Here is an 18,642-nt window from a genome sequence, read left to right on the forward strand (position 1 = left end):
CTCGCGCCGGAAGGACCTGGTCACTGGCTGGGCCAAATTGCCCGCGTTCGGGCTCGATACGAACAGGCGATCGGGCGGCCGAAAACGCGGCTCCGAAAGCCAAACAGCGTTTTTATCGATATTGTCAAAAACGTCGAGCCGAACCCGGAAAACACTAAACCCGTCGCGGGGGATAATCGCGACGGGTCCAGCTATTTCTCGATCACTCGATCTAGGTGGGCGTTTCCTCCCCGAAACGCCGAAGGAAGGGAGCTCTCTTTGGGCTCGTTTCTTCCTTGCAAGGGTTAGAAACGGCAAATCCGAGATGGTGTCAACGGCAACGATCGTGAATCCGGCGGGCGTGGCGTTATTTTTGACACAAAACCGTTAGATTGGACCGGCGGGTCAAACTTATCGCTGATCTCTCAGCCATTTTTTGACAACTCAGTCAAAACTTACCGAAACAGCCTCTGGTGAAGCTTGTCCAGCACGGCCGACCGCGACTCGAACACATAGTCCGGCCGCGAGACGGTGACCGGCTCGACTCCGGCCGCGCCCAGGGCGGCGGCCGCCTCGAACAGGTCGGCCGTGGCCAGCAGGGCGCCGTTGGCCCGCCGCGCGCCCTGGCCGACGAACGGAGCCACGGCCGCCTGGCCCGCGGCGTCCTGCTCGGCCGGCCAGACCAGGGTGGCCAGTCGGGCCGCCCGGCCCTTGGCCTCGACCACGGACAACAGCCGCGCCAGCGAGTCGACCTGGCCGTCCGTCCACGGCGTGATCAGCGAGGCGGTCAGTTGGGCCTGGCTCTTGAGGATCACCCCGTCGGACAGGATCTTCAGGCCGTTGGCCGCCAGGGTCGCGCCGGTGGTGGTGATGTCGACCACCAGCTCGGCCGCCCCGGCCGCCGGCGCCCCCTCGGTGGCCCCGCTGCTCTCGACGATCCGATAGTCGGCCACGCCGTGGCGGGCGAAGAAGGCCCGGGTCTGGGTGACGTACTTGGTGGCCACGCGCAGACGCCGGCCCGTCTTGGCCAGATGGGCGTGGCCCACCTCGTCGACGTCGGCCATGGTGTCGACGTCCAGCCAGCTCTTGGGGGCGGTGACCACCAGGTCGGCGCGGCCGAAACCCAGGGCCCGCAGCAGCATGACCCGTTCGTCCATGTCCTCGCCGCGCTCGCGCAGCAGGTCCTCGCCCGTGACGCCCAGGTGCAGCTCGCCGCTGTCCAGCCCCGCGGCGATGTCGCCGGCCGACAGCAGACGCACCGACACGCCGGGCAAGCCCGACAGCTCGGCCGAATAGCCGCGCGCGCCGCCCGACATCTCCAGCTTGAAGCCGCACTCGGCCAGCCAGGCCTCGACCTGGTCCTTCAGCCGGCCCTTGGACGGGATGGCGAAGATCATCGGGGCGCTCATTCGCCGCCTCCCGCATAGGCTCGCGCCGGGCGCACCATGCAGCCCACGGCGCCGGTCGTTGCTTCCGCCCCGAGTCGGGCGGGTAGGCCGTCATAGCGCCCGCCAGCCGCCACCGGCCGCTCCTCGTCCAGGGCGGCGCTGCGCACCTCGAACAGGAAGCCGTCGTAATAGCCGAAGGCCCGGCCGAAGGCGGCGGCCAGCACCATGCGGTTCTCGGGGACGCCGCGCGCCGTCATGCCGGCCAGCCGCCGCCGCCAGCCGTCCAGGGCCGCCTCCAGCGCGTCCCGTTGCGGACCGCCGAGGGCCGAGATGGCGTCCAGGGCCGCGCCCGGACGGTCGCTGACCGCCAGGAAGGCCCGCACCGCGTCGGCCTCGCCGGCCGACAGCTTGCCGGCCTGAACGGCCTGGGCGCGCTCGACCAGGCGGTGGGCGATCTCGGCCGGACGCCGGCCGCCGACCGGCTCGATGCCGGCCAGGGACCACAGCTCCTGCAGCACCGCCGAGGCCTCGGCCTCCGGCAGGCCGGCCAGCAGGGCGGCGATCCGGCTTTTCTCTTCGCCCGACCCCTCGCCACCGCCGCCGTCCAGCTCGATCTTCAGCTGGCGCGGCCGGGCGAAGGCCCGCCTCAGCCGCGCGCCCAGCGGCGGGGTCAGGCCCAGGCTGTCAACGAAGGCCCCGAACAGGCTGACATCGCCCAGCAGCAGGGTCAGGTCGTCGCGACCGCCCGCCGCCGAGGCCGCCCAGGCCAGGGCGGCGATCTCGGCGTCGGCGGCCACGGGATCGCCGGCCTCGAAGGCCTCGACCCCGACCTGCAGGAACTCCTCGGCCCGATCCGAGCCGCGCGGCGCGACGCGGAACGCCTTGCCCTCATAGAAGTAGCGGCCTTCGAGCGCGCCGGCCGCCAGGTGCTGGCGGGCGATGGCGACCGTGAAGTCGGGGCGCAGGCAGGCCTCCTCGCCCGCGTCGCCGGAGACCACGAACAGCCGCGACCGCATGGCCTCGCCGGCCAGGTCCAGCAGCAGGCCCAGCGGCTGCAGCACCGGCGCGTCGGTCGGCGTCGCGCCGGCGGCCAGGAACGGGGCGCGGATGGCGTCCAGCGCCGCCGCCGGAAGGGTACGCTCGAGCCTCATGCCTCAGCCCCCGATGATGTTGCGGACCGCCGCGACCAACTCGCCGCGCGGGATCGTCTGCTGGCCGGGCCGCTCGGCCTTCCAAGCGGCGTTGTCCGCCACCCCGGCGGCCAGTTCGCGGCCGAGGTCCAGGTCCTTGATGGTCACCGTGCCCGCCGCGATCTCGTCGCCGCCCAGCATGATGGCGGCCGGCGACAGGCGGCGGTCGGCGTATTTCATCTGCGGCCGCATGCCCGAGGTCCCCAGATAGACCTCGGCCGGGATGCCCGCCGCGCGCAGCTCGCCGGCCACGGCGAAATAGTCGCCCATGTGGGCCTGGTCGAAATTGATGATCACCACCGGCCCGCGCGCCGCGCCGCCCGGCTCGCGTCCCGCCGCCCGCAGGGCCGCCACCAGGCGCGAGACGCCGAACGAGAAGCCCGTGGCCGGGGTCGACTGGCCCGTGAACCGCGCCACCAGGTCGTCATAGCGCCCGCCGCCGCCGATCGAGCCGAAGCTGACCTTGTTCCCCTTGTCGTCCGTGGTCGACAGCAGGAGCTCGGCCTCGAACACCGCGCCGGTGTAGTATTCGAGCCCCCGGACGATGGACGGCTCAAAGAGCGCCTGGTCGTCGGCCACGCCCAGGCTCTTCAGGGCCGCGTCGATCTTGGCCAGTTCCTCCAGCCCCTCGTCGCCCTCGGCCGAGCCGCCGATGACGTTGGCGATCTTCGCCAAAGTCTCCGAGCGCCCGCCGGACCCGGCCTGGACGAAGTCCAGCACCGAGTCGATCGCCTTGCCGACCAGGCCCGCGCCCTTGGTGAAGGCGCCGCTCTCGTCCAGGCGCCCCTCGCCCAGCAGCAGCCGCACGCCCTCGACGCCCAGCCGGTCCAGCTTGTCGACCGCCCGCAGCACCGACAGCTTCTGGCCGTTGGTCTCGACCCCGGCCGCGGTCAGCAGGCCGTTCAGCAGCTTGCGATTGTTGATCTTCAGCACCGCCGCCCCGCGCGGCAGGCCGGCCGCCTCCAGCCCGGCGACGGCCATGGCGATGATCTCGGCGTCGGCCTCCGGACGGGCCGAGCCGACGGTGTCGGCGTCGCACTGGATGAACTCGCGGAACCTTCCTGGCCCCGGCTTCTCGTTGCGCCACACCGGCCCGAAGGCGTAGCGGCGGAACGGCTTGGGCAGGGTCTCCCAGTTCTGGGCGGCGAAGCGGGCCAGGGGCGCGGTCAGGTCGTAGCGCAGCGCCATCCACTGGTCGTCATCGTCCTGCAGGGCGAACACCCCCTCGTTGGGACGGTCGCTGTCGGGCAGGAACTTGCCCAGGGCGTCGGCATATTCGAACGCCCCGGTGTCCAGCGCCTCGAAGCCGTAGCGCTCATAGACCGCCGACACCGCCTCCAGGATCGCCCGCTCGGCCCGCAGGTCGCGGGCCCGCTTGTCGGCGAAGCCGCGCGGGCTGCGGGCTTCGGGACGGAAGGTCTGGTCGCTGGGTGTCTGGGTCTGGTCGGTCATGCGCGCGTCGGGTCCTGGTCGTAGGTCTCGACGGATGGCGCTTGTGCTCAAGCCCCATCCGCCTTGGGCGGGGCTCGGGCTGGGTTGTCGCTAGAGCGAACGGACCCGGCCGATCCCGCGAGGCGAGGTCGGATGGTGGTGGCGGCCGTGATGATGCGGCAGGCGGGTCATTGGGGCGGGGGTATAGAGGATAGGGGAGGACGGGGGAAGAGGGCGAAAACCTAGCTTCCAGCCCTTCTCGGAAGTTTAAACGACGAGCGGCCAATTCTCGAGGGTTGAGCTCGGCGGCGATTCGGGCCGTTGTGGTTGAAAATGGAAGTTTAAGGCGCCCCATGGATCACCCACTAGACGAAGGAAAGAGAAAACTACGACGCTTGGTACAAGGGGCCTCGCCAACGGAACCCACATTACCACGGCGGCCCCCTAGTCCCCATTTCACCACGAGCACACACTCACCCCGCCCCCAACAAATTCAACGCCCTACGCCCGCCCACGCCGAGCGTAGGGCCAATTTGATCCCTCACCTCCGAAACGCCCGCATAATCACTCTCGCCCCACCACCGGGGAGGCCGTCCAGCTGGCGACCTGGCGGGTGGCGGGGGCGGTCGAGCGGGGAGCGTCCGCCGGCCGGTGTCGGAGGGCCCTTCGGGTCGGTCGGCGGAGCGTGGAGGTCCTGGATGGGGCCTCGGGCGGTCCGGACCGGACGATGGGAACACCCCCTCGGGGCCGAACGGCGAAACGCACCAGGCGCGGGCTGAAATCGCCCGCGCGGTCCAGGACGGAGCCAACGTCCTGCCCGCCGGGGGCCTCCATCGGAGCGGGTTAAAAATCCGCGATCCGAAGGCTCTCGTCCACCGGCCGCGCGGAGCGCTCCGGCCCAGGCCGAAACGGTACACTCCAAATCCTACACCGGGCATGGCCCGGACGCTCCGCCGCCTCCCCAAGCCTCAGCGGGTTTCCGCGTGAGATCGAGAAACCGTGTCCCCTGTGGACGGGCGAGGTTTGGGGACACGCCGCGAGGGCGTGTCCCCGGCCGCGGGGCCACAGTGTTTCTCGGGCCTGACCCAAGTCTTAACGACGCCTTCACCAGTGTTATCCACAGGTCACGCCAGTCCAGCAACATGAACGCCGCGTAATCTGTCCGCGAAGTAATCCACCTTTCTGGCTTGTAACTTGAGATGACGGTCCTAGGTCGGCAGGTATCGCCTCACATCTGAGGGGATGACATCCATGACCAAGACCCTGCTGCTGGCGACCACCGCCGCCGCCCTGATCCTGACCGCCGCGGCGGGCGCGCAAGCCGCCGAGGCCGCGCCGCAGGCCGCCCAGGCGCCGGTCCCCACCGGTCCGACCAGCCAGGCACCGCTGGACGACGCCATGCAGAAGGGCGTGCTGGTCTTCACCCCCGACTTCTTCGCCGCCCAGCGGCCCAACACCGCCCTGGACATGGTCGACCGGGTCCCCGGCTTCACGGTCGACGACGGCACGGGGGCGCGCGGCTTCGAGGGGGCGGTCGGCAACATCCTGATCAACAACAACCGCCCGGCCTCGAAGAACGACGCCGGCTCGGACGTGCTGGAGCGCACCCCCGCCAGCCAGGTCGACCGCATCGAGCTGATCCGCGGCGGCGCCCCGGGCATCGACATGCAGGGCTATTCGGTGGTGGTGAACGTCATCCTGAAGACGGCCGCCAGCCGCCAGTCGATCCTGACCTGGAACAACGTGCTGTTCGACGGCGGCCACGACGTCTGGGGCGGCAGCTACCAGTTCACCGCCAAGAGCGGCGAGCGCAGCTGGAGCGTGCTGCTCAGCGACGGCGTCTCGACCAGCGACTCCAACGGCGTGGGCCGCAACATCCGCCGCGACGCGGCCGGGGCGGTGCTGCGCGACGAGGCCTTCGTCAACGACAGCTGGGGCGGCAGCGACACGGCCCGGGTCAACTATTCGGGCCCGCTGGCCGGCGGCAAGGTCGAGGCCACGGCCGAGTACGGGGTCCACGACTGGAAGGAATGGCAGAGGATCAGCTCGCCGGGCGTGCTGCGGGCCAGCGACTATGCCGAGGACACCAGGTCGGGCGAGCTGGGCGTCACCTGGATCCGGCCGCTGAAGCCGAAATGGACGCTGGAGACCCGGGTCATCCACCAGTTCGAGCGCTTCGACGACGTGGCCACCGGCAGCGACAGCGAGGAGGGCCTGGACCAGCGCTTCACGGCCAAGGGCGACTCCTCGGAATCGATCGTCCGCGCCCTGGTCCGCCACGAGGCCGGCGCGGCCCTGACCATCGAGGCCGGCGGCGAGCTGGCCTACAACATGCTCGACACCCGGCAGGCCTATGTGGAGAACGGCGCGCCGGTCGCCCTGCCCTCGGCTTCGGTCAAGGTGGAGGAGCTGCGCGGCGAGGCCTTCACCAAGACCACCTGGCGGGTGAACCCGCGGCTGACCCTGGAGGGCGGGCTGCGGCTGGAGACCTCGACGATCAAGCAGTCGGGCGACGCCTCGAACAAGGAAAGCTTCTTCTACGCCAAGCCGCGCTTCCAGGCGACCTGGACGCCCAAGGCCAACCACCAGGTGCGGGTGCGCTTCGAGCGCGAGCTGGGCCAGCTGGACTTCGAGGACTTCGTAGCCTCGTCCGATTTCGACGACGGCAACGTGCACGGCGGCAATGTCGACCTAGTGCCCGAGCAGCGCTGGATCTCGGAGATCACCTTCGAGCGGCGGTTCTGGGGCGAGGGCATCGTCTCGATCGGCTACCGCCACGACCAGATCATCGGCGTGATCGACCGCAAGCCGCTGGACGGCGGCCTGTCGGCGACGGGGAATATCGGCGACGGCACGCTGGACCGGCTGTCGGTCAATATCGTGGTGCCAACCGACCGGTGGGGCGTCAAGGGCGGGCGCCTGACCTTCAAGAACGACTGGAACGAGACCCACGTCACCGATCCGACCACCCACAAGGATCGTCCGATCTCGGAGGTGCGGCCGACCCAGGCCAATATCGGCTTCCAGCAGGACATCGCCGCCTGGAAGACCCAGTGGGGGATCACCTGGCTGCCGAAGCTGGGCCGGGAGACCTTCGACCCGGACCAGACCGGCGGCTGGCGCGGCGCGGCCTATTTCGAGACCTTCGTCGAGTACAAGCCGACCCCGACCCTGTCGCTGCGCGCCCAGCTGAACATGTGGGACGACTTCGTCGTCCGCCGCACCGTCTACGCCGACCGCGACACCCGGGCGGTGGCGTTCACCGAGGACCGCGACATCAATCCGCGCTCGTTCTGGACGCTGCGGGTGAGGAAGACGTTCTGAGGTGCGTGGCCCTCGTCCTTCGACAGGCTCAGGATGAGGGCCATGGCACGGGTCCCGGCAGTAGAAAACCTCATCCTGAGCTTGTCGAAGGACGGGGTTTTCTGTTCCCGGAGCCGGCGGCTGCTACGCCTTCAGCCGCTCGATCAGCGCCGCGGTCGACGGATCGTGCTGGCCCACAGCCCCGCTCTCCAGCTCCGGCAGGATGCGACCCGCCATCACCTTGCCCAGCTCCACGCCCCACTGGTCGAAGCTGTTGATGCCCCAGATCACGCCCTCGACGAAGGTCTTGTGCTCGTAGAGGGCGATCAGGGCGCCGAACGCCTGGGGCGTCAGGCGCTCCATCAGCACCAGGGTCGACGGCCGGTTGCCGGCGAAGGTGCGCTGCGGGGCCAGGGTGGCGATTTCGGCTGGCGAAACACCCTTGGCGGTCAGCTCCGCGACGACGTCTTCGGTGGTGCGGCCCACCATGAACGCCTCGGCCTGGGCCAGCAGGTTGGACAGCAGCTTCTCGTGCATGCCGGCCGGGCCCTCGTCCGACTTGGCCACGCCGATCAGCTCCATCGGGGTGATGTCGGTGCCCTGGTGCATGCACTGGAAATAGGCGTGCTGGACGTTGGTGCCCTCGTCGCCGAACACCACGGTGGCGGTGCCCCGTTTGACCGGCTGGCCGTCGGGCCCGACCGACTTGCCGTTGCTCTCCATCTCCAGCTGCTGGAGGAACGAGGCCAGGCGGCGCAGGCGGTGCGAATAGGGCACGACCGAGCGGGCGCGGCGGTCCAGGCCGTTGCGGTTGAAGATCTGGGCCAGGGCGATCAGCACCGGGGCGTTGGCCTCCAGCGAGGCGGTGCGGAAGTGCTGGTCCATTTCGGCGGCGCCGTCCAGGAAGCCCTGGAATGCGTCCCAGCCGCAGGCGACGGCCACCGACAGGCTGACCGACGACCACAGCGAATAGCGGCCGCCCACCCAGTCCCAGAAACCGAACACCCGGTCATCGGCCACGCCGAAGGCGGCGGTCTTGTCCAGGGCGGTGGAGATGGCGGCCAGGTGGGCGTTGGCGCCCGCCTCGCCCAGGGCCGCGGCCAGCCAGGCGCGGGCGGCGCCGGCGTTGGCCAGGGTCTCCTGGGTGGTGAAGGTCTTGGAGACCACGATGACCAGGGTCGTTTCCGGGTCCATGTCGGCCGTGGTCAGGGCGAACTCGGCGCCGTCGACATTGGCCACGAAGCGCAGGTCGATCTGCGGCTTGATCGGCCGCAGGGCGTCCCACAGCAGGCGCGGGCCCAGGTCGCTGCCGCCGATGCCGATGTGCAGGATGGCCTTGAACGGCTTGCCGGTGGCGCCCTTGATCGCGCCGGAGCGGACGGCCTCGGCGAAGGCCTTCATCCGGGCGCGGACGGCCTCGACCTCGGCCATGACCGGAACGCCGCCGGCCTTGACGTCGGCGCCGACCGGGGCGCGAAGGGCGGTGTGCAGGACGGCGCGGCCCTCGGACGAGTTGATCGCCTCGCCGCCGAACATCCGGGCCCGGGCGCCCTCGACGTCGGCCGCGTGGGCCAGGTCCAGCGCCGCCTCGAGCCCGGCCTCGTCCCAGGCCTGCTTGGACAGGTCGATGTGCAGGCCGGCGACGTCCAGGGTCAGGGTCTCCAGCCGCCGGGGCTCGGCCTCGAAGAACTCGACGATGCGCTTTTCGCCGGCGGCCTTGGCGGCGGCTTCCAGGCGGGTCCAGGCGGCGTCGAGATCGGCCATGCGGCGTTCCTTCATGCGAGGGGTCACGGTTTTGGTAAATCGGCGTTTACCCGCGCGGGCTTACCAAACCCCTGCCGCCGCGTCATGAAGACCAATGACGTTTTTCGCGGGGAGAACTCCATGTCCTGTGACGCCGTCGCCTTTTCCGCCATGCTCTGGTTCGCCTCGGGCAGCCCGGGCCTCAAGGCCGTCGACCCGGCCCCGGCCGTGATCCAGCAGGGGCAAGCCCCGGCCTCGGTGGCCGGCGAGCCGCTATTTGTCGACATCGTCGGCCGCGCCAAGCGGCTGAAGGCCCAAGCCGAGACCTACCGCACCGGCCTGCCCAAGGACCCGGCCGCCGTCGCCGCGGCCCTGAAGGGCTTCGACGTCTTCCAAGGCCAGATCGCCGAGCTGGCCGCCCAGGACATGAAGGGCCACGTGACCCTGAAGGAGCGCGGGGCGGTCGACGACCTCAAGTGCATCCTGCGCGGCATCAGCCAGGACCTGCCCGAGAAGCTGAAGGCCGTGGGCGAGGCCAAGACCGTCAAGGACCAGGACCTGGCCCTGCGCGACATGGTCTATCTGCTGAACGACAACGTGGAAGTGATCACCGCCCCGCCGCAACCGGCGGCGTGAGGCCCTGCGTCCTTCGAGGCTCGCCTAAGGCTCGCACCTCAGGATGAGGACTGTGGGTTGGCTCTGAGTTCCTCATCCTGAGGCGCCCGCGCAGCGGGCCTCGAAGGACGCACCGCCTTATGCATCCCGATACTTCAACCCGCCGCCGCACCTTCGCCATCGAGGCTTGATAAGGCGCAGCTCGCCGTCCAGAAGGTCGCCTCCTCGCGAAACTCCTCCGCCGATCATGCCGCCAAAGTTCAAGTCCGCCGCCGTCCTCGCCGCCAGCCTGGTCCTGGGCGCTTGCGCCACCGAGACCAAGACCACGGTCTTCGTGCCGGTGGTCGCCCCCACCCCGCCCAGCTCGCTGACGCCGCAGCCGGTGATGCTGTTCAACCAGACCAAGGACGGCCGCAAGCTGTTCACCCTCGATGCCGAGTTCCCCTATTGCGACGCCGAGACCGGCAAGGTGATCGTGGTGCCGCGCTGGTACGTCACCGACTTCGCCAGCGTGCCCTGGTACGGCCAGGGCTTCGTCGACCCGCAGGGGCCGACGGCGCGGGCCGCCATCGTCCACGACTGGCTCTACACGATCGGCGAGCCGGGCAAGCGCGAGGAGGCCGACGACATCTTCCTGCGGGCGATGCTGAAATACGGCGTGCCGCCGTTCCAGGCCAACATCGCCTACAAAGCCGTGCGCATCGGCGGCGAGAAGGGCTACGGCCTGCCCACCGACTGGAAGTTCACCGATCCCAAGCGCCAGGACGTCTTCCAGCCCGCGCCCTTCGCCAAGCCCCGGACCGGCGCGGTGCGGATCTTGCCGCGCTGCCAGGGCTTCGGGGCGCTGATCCAGTCCGGCTGGCGAGCCTATCCGATCAAGGCCCCGGCGATCGCGGCCCCGCCGCCGGTGGTGGTGACGCGCACGCCGCTGGACCAGGTGCGCGAGCGGCTGCCGTTCGGCGGCAAGGGCGAGAAGAAGAAGTAGGGGGTCTCGCCCCTACCCCTTCGCCGCGGTTTCCACCGCCTCTATAACCAGCCCCTCGGTCAGCAGCTGGGGCAGGATCACCGGCGCGCCGGATCCCTTCGGATAGACCAGGTACAGCGGCACGCCGGCCCGGCCGTGCTCGGCCAGGGCGGCGGCGATGGTCGCATCGCGCTTGGTCCAGTCGGCGCGCAGCAGCACCGCGTCGCTGGCCTTGAAAGCGTCGACCAGGCGCTGGCCCTTCAGGGCGGTTCCCTCATTGACCTTGCAGGTCACGCACCAGTCGGCGGTGAAGTCGACCATCACCACCTTGCCCTGGGCCTGCAGCACCTTGACCTTCTCGGGGCTCCAGGACTCGGCCGCCAGCCCTGGGCCGGCGGAGATCTCGGCCGAAACGGCGGCCGGAGCCGAGGCGGCCGGCGCGGCGCGGACGCCAGCGACGACCAGGGCAATGGCGGCCACCAGCGACAGGGCCGCCAGGACGAACGGGACGGCCGCGCCCTTGCCGGCGATCGACCGCGCCTGGGCCAGGCCGTAGAGCCAGGCGGCGAAGGCGATCAGCACGCTGGCGGCCAGCAGGGCGGCCAGCGGGATCGACCCGGTCTGTTGGCTGTAGACCCAGGCCAGCCAGGCGGCGGTGGCGTACATCGGGAAGGCCAAGCCCTTCTTCAGCACGTCCATCCACGGACCGGGACGCGGCAGGCGGGCCAGCAGGCCGGGTATGAAGGCCAGGAGCACGAACGGCGCGGCGAAGCCCAGGGCCAGGGCCAGGAACACCAACAGCGAGGCCAGCGGCGGCTGGGTCAGGGCGAAGCCCAGGGCGCCAGCCATGAACGGCGCGGTGCAGGGCGCGGCCACGACCACGGCCAGCGCGCCGGTCAGGAACGAACCGCCCAGACCGCTGCTGCTGGTCCCCGACGCCACGCCCTGCACCGAGGCGCCGACCTCGAACACGCCCGACATGTTCAGCGCCACCAGCAGCATCAGCAGGGCCAGGCCCGCCACCACCGCCGGCGACTGCAGCTGGAAGCCCCAGCCCACGGCGGCTCCGCCCGCCCGCACCGCGATCAGCAGGCCGGCCAGGGCCAGGAAGGTGACGACCACCCCGGCCAGGAAGGCCAAGCCCTGGACGCGGGTTCGACCGGCGTCATGGGCGTGGGCGGTCAGGCTGGCCGCCTTCATCGACAGGATCGGGAAGACGCAGGGCATCAGGTTGAGGATCAAGCCGCCCAGGAAGGCGAAGGCCACGGCCAGGGGCAGGCCCAGGCTGGCGCCGTCGGCCGAGCCATGGGCCTTGGCCGGCGCGGCGGGCGGCGCGCCCAGGCCGCCGGCGGCGGCGGGGATCGCGCCCGGCGTGGCGGTGATCTCGTAGGCCGCGCCGTTCAGGGCCAGCACGCCGGCCAATTCCGTGGGTTTGGCCTCGGCCTGGGTGAAATCGTAGCCGGGGGTCAGCGACAGGGTCAGGCCCCCGGGGCCGCGCTCGATCGCCTGCTCGGGCGGGTGCTCGATGACCTTGCCGGAATAGGGATAGAAGAACGCGCCGGACAGGTCGGCGCCCTTCAGCGGCGCGCCGGTGACGGCCAGCTTCAGCACCGAGCCCTGGAGGTCGAACACCGCCTTCAGCCCGGCCGGCTTGGGAGCCTTGGCCAGGGTCTCGGCGACCTTGGCGCCCCACTTCGGGTCGGTCTGAGGCGTCCCCGCCACCACGGGCAGGGTCAGGGTGACGACGGCGTCCTCGGGCACGCAGACCTGCTCGCAGACCAGAAAGGCGGCGGCGGCCTTCAGGGTGACCACCGAGCCGACCTGGGCGCTGGCCGGCGCGCTGATCGGCACGGGCAGCAGCACCTCGCCGGTATAGGCGAAGTCCAGCAGCGGCCCGACACGGCTCTTCTCGGGGGTCGGCCAGACGATGTCGCCGGCGGTCCAGCCGGCCGGCAGGGTCCAGACGATGCGCGTCGCGTCGCCGGCGTCGCCGGGATTGCGCCAATAGGTGTGCCAGCCGGGCTGGATCTTCTGGCGCAGGGCCACATAGACGGTCGAGCCGGGCGCGACACCGGCGTCCTGCGACACCAGCTCGACCTCGATGTGCCCGGTCTGGATCGGTTCGGCCTTGGCCGTTCCGCCCAAGCCCGGCGCGCCGACGCAGAGGGCGATCACCAGCGCCGGAAGGACGGCGAGCAGCTTTCGAAGCGACATGAACAGGTTCCAGGCTGGCCCAGGGTACAGATGGGGCAAGACACATGACCTCTCCAAGCGCTCTCGACAATGGCCAAGCCGCCGTGATCAGGTCGGTGACCCGCGTTCGCAAGAGAGTCGCCCACCCATGCCCGCTTCCTTCGACGATATCGAGATCGGCCAGGTGGTCACGCTGGGGACCACGGTGGTCGACGGCAAGGCGTTGGACGCCTTCTGCGCGGCCTTCCAGCCCGGCTGGCCGGCGGCCAGCGGCGCGCCCGACACCATGGTCTTCGCCATCTGGTCCAAGCTGGACGCCGAGGCCAGCGCCGCCTGGCCCCAGACCAAGCGGGTCGGGGTCGACGCCCTGCGCTGGCTGCGCAACCCGCCGGCCGGCGAGCTGTTGCGCGGCCGCATGACGGTGATGGGCAAGGACCCGGTGGGCGACGGCAAGGGCATCGTCATCGCCCAGCACGACCTGCTGGACGAGGCGGGGCGCCTGGTCTTCTCGTGCCTGACGCGGAGTATCTTCGCGCGGTGAGGCCTTGCGTCCTTCGAGGCTAGCCTGCGGCTCGCACCTCAGGATGAGGACCTCGGTGCACCGCATTCCTCATCCTGAGGCGCCCGCGCAGCGGGCCTCGAAGGACGCACCAAGTTCACTTCAGAAACGAAAAAGGCGGCGGGCTCTTTCGAACCTGCCGCCTCTTCCAACGCCGTGGAGCGTAAAGCCTAGTTCAGCGCGCCGTTGGCGACCTGCTGCTGCTGGCGCAGGGTGGCCAGGGCGATCAGGCGGTCCCAGCCGATCAGCGACACCAGGTGCGCATAGATCTGAGCCAGGGCGCCGCTGGTCTGCAGCTCCTTGATCTTGTCGGCCGGCAGGGCGTTCAGCTTCTCTTCCGAGACGCCGAAATACTCGGCCACGGTCTGCGGCTCGCCCGGCTGGCCGTTCTGGTCCATCGGGGTGAAAACGGCCTTCTTCAGTTCGAAGAGGTCGTTGTCCTTCAGCAGTTGCACGAACGAGTCGGTGCGGCGGCGCTCGACTTCGAAATCGTCGCAGAACTTGATGCAGTTCTGGGTGTATTCGGTCGGCTCGCCCTTGTCGTCGAACAGCGGGGTCTGGCCGCCCTCGGCCAGCAGGTCCGAGCCGCGGTCGATGCAGACGATCAGCCGGTCCTGGCTCTCGTCATTGGCCAGGACGAACGGATAGCGGCGGATATAGGCGGGGATGTAGGCGCCCGCCTCGAAGGCGCCGTCGGCCTGGATGAACAGGTTCTCGCCGGTGTTCAGGCCCATCACGGCCAGCGGCACGCGGTCATCGCCGGCGAAGATCACCGGATAGCTGAGGGCGGCCGGGGCGAATTCGGTGACGGCCAGCGGCACGGCGGTGCCGTTCAGGGCGAAGCTGTACGGCTTGTCCTTGTGGACCAGGGCGAGCTTGGCGTGCTGCTCGCGGTTCAGCGGCTCCGGCGAGGAGTAGAAGAGGACGTTGCCGGAGATGCCGCCGGCGGGTTGGGTCGTTTCCATGAACAGCTCGACAAAAGGCTAATGAACGGACGCCTATTGCGCTCAGGCGGCCTTTAAAGGTCTGGCGCTTCTAGCCGATCCCGCGGGGCCTCGCAATCGACCCCTCCGCCCTGCGGTTCAGCGGCGCTTCGGTTTCGCCCGTGGCGGGAGAACGGACGCGAAAGATCGCCGCGTCGGGCGGCTTCCGGGGCGACCATCGCACGGCCGCGCTTGACGCAGGCCCTCGGCGCCGGTCTGTGGGAAGGATCGAGCGGAGGCCGTCCATGACCCGAAACGCCCTGTTGTCGGCCGCCCTGGCCGGCCTCCTGCTGGTGGGTTGCGCGCCGGTCCAGGACCGGTTCTCGGGCTCGAAGGCCGCGCCCTACGCGGTCAGCCCCAGCACGAGCAGTTGGACCAAGCCGCCGCCCGGCTACCTGACCACTGGCATGAACCTGGACGGGGCGCTGATCGTCGGCCCGCCGCCGGCCCCGGACTCGCCGCGCGGCAAGGCCGACCGGGCGACCTTCGAGGCCACGCGCAAGCTGGCCGGCACGCCGGCCTGGAACACGGCCATCGCCGACGCCGACCTGTCGGGCGCGCACGGCTTCAAGAGCTTCTCCTGCGCGGCCGGCGTGACGATCGGACCGCAGGCGACCCCGACCCTGGCCCGGCTGCTGCTGCGGATGACCGACGACGCGGCCACCCTCTACCAGCCGGCCAAGGCCGCCTTCCAGCGTCCGCGCCCGCCGGTCGGCAATACCCGGCCGATCTGTGTGCCACGCGAGAAGTGGATCGAGACCGATGGCTCCTACCCGTCCGGCCACGGCCTGATCGGCTGGTCCTGGGCGCTGGTGATCGCCGAGGTCGCCCCCGAGCACGCCAGCGCCGTCCTGGCCCGTGGTCGCGACTTCGGCGACAGCCGCGTCGTCTGCGGCGTGCACTATCCCAGCGACATCGAGGCCGGCCGCTATCTGGGCTCGGCCCTGGTCTCGCGCCTGCATCAGGACCCGGCGTTCATGGCCGACCTGGCGAAAGCCAGGGCCGAGGTGGCGGCGTCCCGGGCGAACGGAACGCCGACGGGGTGCTCCGCCGGGTAGGCGGGCGGCGTTCACCCCGCCTTCTCCGGGCTCACCGCCGCTCGAACGGATCTCAATCCAGCATCCGCTCCAAGGTAGAAAGCTCATCGGCCTCGCGGGAGGGTTTGTCCCAGCGGATCCGGTTGATGCGCGGGAACCGCATGGCCACGCCTGACTTGTGGCGGGTCGAGCGCTGCAGACCCTCGAACGCCACCTCGAACACCAGGCCGAACTCCAGGTCGGCGCGCACCGAGCGCACCGGCCCGAACCGCTCGATCGTGTGGTCGCGCACGAACTTGTCGATCTGTTTCAGCTCCTCGTCGGTGAAGCCGAAATAGGCCTTGCCCACCGGCGTCAGGTGGCGCGTCCCGGTCTCATCCTCGCGCCAGACTCCGAAGGTGTAGTCGGAATAGAAGCTGGACCGCTTGCCGTGGCCGCGCTGGGCGTACATCAGCACCGCGTCGATCAGGCGAGGGTCACGTTTCCACTTGAACCACGGGCCCTTGGGGCGGCCGGGCTCGTAGACGCTGTCCCAGCGCTTGAGCATCAGGCCCTCGGCGATGGCTGGATCGCCTTCCGGCGGCTGGGCCCGCAGGGCCGCCAATTCCTCCCAGGTCGCGAAGGGCTGGATCGGCGACAGGTCGATGCGCGGGCTGGCCGCCTGGTCCACGAACGCCTCCAGCCGCGCCCGGCGTTCCCGGAACGGCAAGCCGCGCAGGTCGGCCTCGCCGTCCAGCAGCAGGTCATAGGCGCGGATACCCGCCGGATAGGCGTGCAGTTGCTTGGCGTCGACGGTCTTGCGGTTCAGTCGCTGCTGCAGGTCGCCGAAGCTGGCCACGGCCCCGTCGCGCATTACCAAGAGCTCGCCGTCGATCGCCCCCTCGAAGGTCAGGGCCTCGACCACGTCGGGAAAGGTCGCCGAGATGTCGTCGCCGGTGCGGGTATAGAGCCGCTTCTCGCCCCGCTCGCTGACCGCCTGGACGCGGATGCCGTCCCACTTCCACTCGGCGGCGTAGTCGGCCGGATCCAGCTTGGCGAAGTCGACCGCCTCGTCGATCGCCTGGGCCAGCATGACCGGCCGGAAACGACCGGGCGCGTCGGGCGAGGGCTGTTCGGAGCGCCCCTCCAGCCAAGCGAACAGGTCGCCATAGGGCGGGGTCATGGCGTGCCAGACCTCCTCGACCTGGCCAATCTCCACCTGGCCGAAGTCGGCGCAGGCCTGCTTGGCCAGCCGCGCCGAGACCCCGACCCGCAAGCCGCCGGTCATCAGTTTCAGCAGCGCCCAGCGGCCGTCGGCGTCCAGGGCGTCCAGCCAGCCTTCGATCAACCGCTGCACTTCGGATCGGGACGCGGTGCGCAGGCTCTCGACCACTTCAGACAGGTCGGGCTCTCGATTGGCGCCGGGCTTCTCGGGCCATACCAGGGCAACGGTCTCGGCCAGGTCGCCGACATAGTCATAGGACCAGGCGAACAGCTGGGGGTCCATCCGGCCCTCGACCGCCTTGCGGATGAAGGCCGGCTTGGCGGCGTTGAACGACAGCGCTCCGGTCAGGGCCGCCAGCACCCAGCCGCGCTCGGGATCGGGGGTCTCGCCCAGGAAGTCCTTGATCAGGGTCAGCTTGGCGTTGCGCGAGCTGGTCAGGGACAGCCGGTCGAGAAGGTGGGCGAAGGCGCGCATGATCGTCTTTCAACGCACGAGATCGCGCGGCGGCCAAGCCTTCGCTGTGGCCAAGCTTTCATCGCCAAGCTACCCTGGGTGCGTTGCTTGGGGGAAACACGTCTTGCGTCAGTTCGAAGCCGCCGTGGCGGCAATGGTCCTCTGCGTCGCCGCGCCCGCGTTCGCGGCCGACCAGCCTTCCACCCCGCCGGCGGTCACGGCTTCCGCGCCGGACCTGTCCTGGCAGGACAGGCTGGAACGCCATACCGGTGTGGTCGATCTGCCTCAGGCCAAGGCCCGGCTCAATCTCGGGACCGACTACTATTATCTCGACGCGGCAGCCTCGCGGCGCGTGCTGGTCGAGGGCTGGGGCAATCCGCCGGACGCCGCCGATGGCGTGCTGGGCATGATCTTTCCCGCCCGCTTCAAGCCGCTGGACGGGCCGTCCTGGGGCGCGGTGATCAGCTACCAGGATTCCGGCTATGTCGCCGACAAGGATGCGCGCGACACCGATTACGACAAGCTGCTGGACGACCTGCGCAAATCCGAGCCCGAGCAGAACGCCGAACGTGAAAAGGCCGGCTATGCCAGCCTGCACCTGGTGGGCTGGGCCGAGCGGCCGACCTATGACGCCACGCGGCACGTGGTGATCTGGGCGCGCGACCTGAAGGCCGGCAACGCCTCGGTCGACACCCTGAACTACGACATCCGCCTGCTGGGCCGCAAAGGCGTGCTGAGCCTGAACGTCATCTCCAGCATCAACGACCTGCCCGAGGTGCGCGCCGCCGCCGGCCACATCGCCGACCAGGCCGCCTTCGTGCCGGGCCAGACCTATGCCGACTTCCACAAGGGTCAGGACAAGATGGCCGAGTATGGCGTCGCCGGCCTGATCGCCGCGGGCGTGGGCGCCGCGGCCGCCAAGAAGCTGGGCCTGCTGGCGATCCTGGCGATCTTCCTCAAGAAGGGCGCCGTGCTGCTGGTCGCGGCGTTCGGCGCGGTCGCCGCCTGGTTCCGCCGGACCTTCCTGGGCCAGAAGGACGTCGCGGCGAAGGCCTCCAAGCCGCCCAGCGGGCCGGACCTGATCTCCTAGGATCGGGCGAGGGGTCCGGCGGCGAGGTCGGGCTTGCGAGCAGCTCGAACATCTGTTTGATTGGCCGCGTCCGGAGCCCGGACCCGGAGGCGCCATGAGCCCGCCCGAGCCGTTCGTACCCCATCCACGCAAGAGCCCGCTGACCACGCCGTGGGAGCCGATCTTCGCCGACATCCGCGACGATCGCTGGGTCCTGGCCGTGGAATTGCGCGAGCCGCACACCAACTCCCGTGGCGGCCCGCACGGCGGCCTGATCGCCGCCCTGGCCGACAACGCCATGGGCTTGTCGTGCGGGGTGATGCTGGCCCGGCTGGAGATCCCCAGCAGGGGTCTGGTCACCGTCTCGCTGGGGCTCGACTACCTGGCCGCCGCCGAGATCGGCCAGTGGCTGGCCTTCGACACCGACTTCATCAAGCCGGGCAAGAGCCTGTGCTACGCCGAGGCCACGGTGCGGGCCGACGACAAGCCGGTGGCCCGGGCCCGAGCGACGTTCAAGGTGATGTGAGGGGG

13 protein-coding genes and 2 pseudogenes are annotated in these 18,642 nt (G+C 70.0%); 8 read left to right on the top strand and 7 right to left on the bottom strand.

Features of this window, described 5'->3' with window-relative positions; translation table 11 throughout:
- Positions 1–434: 434 nt before the first annotated feature.
- From hisG to hisS, 3 genes and pseudogenes are all read right to left on the bottom strand, one after another.
- A complete protein-coding gene (hisG, locus tag ASD47_RS13865) occupies positions 435–1,388 on the bottom strand; it encodes an ATP phosphoribosyltransferase (protein ID WP_056757466.1) in 954 nt (317 codons plus the stop codon).
- Positions 1,385–2,547 (bottom strand): annotated as a pseudogene (locus tag ASD47_RS13870) (ATP phosphoribosyltransferase regulatory subunit); the annotation flags it as partial. The gene hisG and the pseudogene ASD47_RS13870, both read right to left, overlap by 4 nt.
- Entirely contained in the window at positions 2,522–4,009 is a 1,488-nt protein-coding gene (gene hisS, locus ASD47_RS13875; RefSeq protein WP_056757473.1) for a histidine--tRNA ligase, read from the bottom strand. The gene hisS and the pseudogene ASD47_RS13870, both read right to left, overlap by 26 nt.
- Positions 4,010–5,239: 1,230 nt before the next feature.
- Here hisS and ASD47_RS13880 point away from each other — a divergent pair.
- The gene (locus ASD47_RS13880) at positions 5,240–7,312 is read left to right on the top strand and encodes a TonB-dependent siderophore receptor (protein WP_056757476.1); all 2,073 of its coding nucleotides are present in this window, start codon (positions 5,240–5,242) and stop codon (positions 7,310–7,312) included.
- Between the two features lie 123 nt (positions 7,313–7,435).
- Here ASD47_RS13880 and pgi read toward each other — a convergent pair whose 3' ends face one another.
- Positions 7,436–9,055, bottom strand: a complete 1,620-nt coding sequence (gene pgi / locus ASD47_RS13885) for a glucose-6-phosphate isomerase (RefSeq protein WP_056757478.1) — start codon at positions 9,053–9,055, stop codon at positions 7,436–7,438.
- Positions 9,056–9,175: 120 nt separating this feature from the next.
- Between pgi and ASD47_RS13890 the strand changes: the two genes are divergently transcribed.
- The 3 genes and pseudogenes from ASD47_RS13890 (at position 9,176) to ASD47_RS13895 (ending at position 10,634) form a co-directional block, all read left to right on the top strand.
- Positions 9,176–9,670 (top strand): hypothetical protein, encoded by a 495-nt coding sequence (locus tag ASD47_RS13890; protein WP_056757481.1) that lies wholly within the window; start codon positions 9,176–9,178, stop codon positions 9,668–9,670.
- A 3-nt stretch (positions 9,671–9,673) separates the two neighbouring features.
- Positions 9,674–9,782 (top strand): annotated as a pseudogene (locus ASD47_RS28235) (hypothetical protein); the annotation flags it as partial.
- Positions 9,783–9,896: 114 nt separating this feature from the next.
- Positions 9,897–10,634, top strand: coding sequence for a DUF1353 domain-containing protein (locus ASD47_RS13895; protein ID WP_056757484.1), 738 nt, complete (start codon positions 9,897–9,899; stop codon positions 10,632–10,634).
- A 12-nt stretch (positions 10,635–10,646) separates the two neighbouring features.
- Here ASD47_RS13895 and ASD47_RS13900 read toward each other — a convergent pair whose 3' ends face one another.
- Positions 10,647–12,827 (bottom strand): protein-disulfide reductase DsbD, encoded by a 2,181-nt coding sequence (locus ASD47_RS13900; protein WP_056757490.1) that lies wholly within the window; start codon positions 12,825–12,827, stop codon positions 10,647–10,649.
- A 127-nt stretch (positions 12,828–12,954) separates the two neighbouring features.
- Here ASD47_RS13900 and ASD47_RS13905 point away from each other — a divergent pair, with 127 nt between their 5' ends.
- Positions 12,955–13,347, top strand: a complete 393-nt coding sequence (locus tag ASD47_RS13905; protein WP_056757492.1) for a hypothetical protein — start codon at positions 12,955–12,957, stop codon at positions 13,345–13,347.
- A gap of 188 nt (positions 13,348–13,535) precedes the next feature.
- Here the strand turns inward: ASD47_RS13905 and ASD47_RS13910 are convergent, their stop codons facing one another.
- A complete protein-coding gene (locus tag ASD47_RS13910) occupies positions 13,536–14,330 on the bottom strand; it encodes a SapC family protein (RefSeq protein WP_056757495.1) in 795 nt (264 codons plus the stop codon).
- A 263-nt stretch (positions 14,331–14,593) separates the two neighbouring features.
- Between ASD47_RS13910 and ASD47_RS13915 the strand changes: the two genes are divergently transcribed.
- Positions 14,594–15,406: a phosphatase PAP2 family protein gene (locus tag ASD47_RS13915; protein ID WP_056757498.1), complete on the top strand. Its 813-nt coding sequence runs from the start codon at positions 14,594–14,596 to the stop codon at positions 15,404–15,406.
- A 52-nt stretch (positions 15,407–15,458) separates the two neighbouring features.
- Here the strand turns inward: ASD47_RS13915 and ASD47_RS13920 are convergent, their stop codons facing one another.
- Positions 15,459–17,063 (bottom strand): cisplatin damage response ATP-dependent DNA ligase, encoded by a 1,605-nt coding sequence (locus ASD47_RS13920; RefSeq protein WP_056757501.1) that lies wholly within the window; start codon positions 17,061–17,063, stop codon positions 15,459–15,461.
- A gap of 103 nt (positions 17,064–17,166) precedes the next feature.
- On the opposite strand from ASD47_RS13920, the gene ASD47_RS13925 reads away from it, so the two are divergent.
- Both ASD47_RS13925 and ASD47_RS13930 read left to right on the top strand, forming a co-directional pair.
- A complete protein-coding gene (locus tag ASD47_RS13925; RefSeq protein WP_056757504.1) occupies positions 17,167–18,132 on the top strand; it encodes a DUF2167 domain-containing protein in 966 nt (321 codons plus the stop codon).
- Between the two features lie 94 nt (positions 18,133–18,226).
- Entirely contained in the window at positions 18,227–18,637 is a 411-nt protein-coding gene (locus tag ASD47_RS13930; protein ID WP_056757507.1) for a PaaI family thioesterase, read from the top strand.
- Positions 18,638–18,642 lie beyond the last annotated feature (5 nt).

The sequence above is a fragment of the Caulobacter sp. Root1472 genome, assembly GCF_001426985.1.
Lineage (GTDB): Bacteria > Pseudomonadota > Alphaproteobacteria > Caulobacterales > Caulobacteraceae > Caulobacter > Caulobacter rhizosphaerae.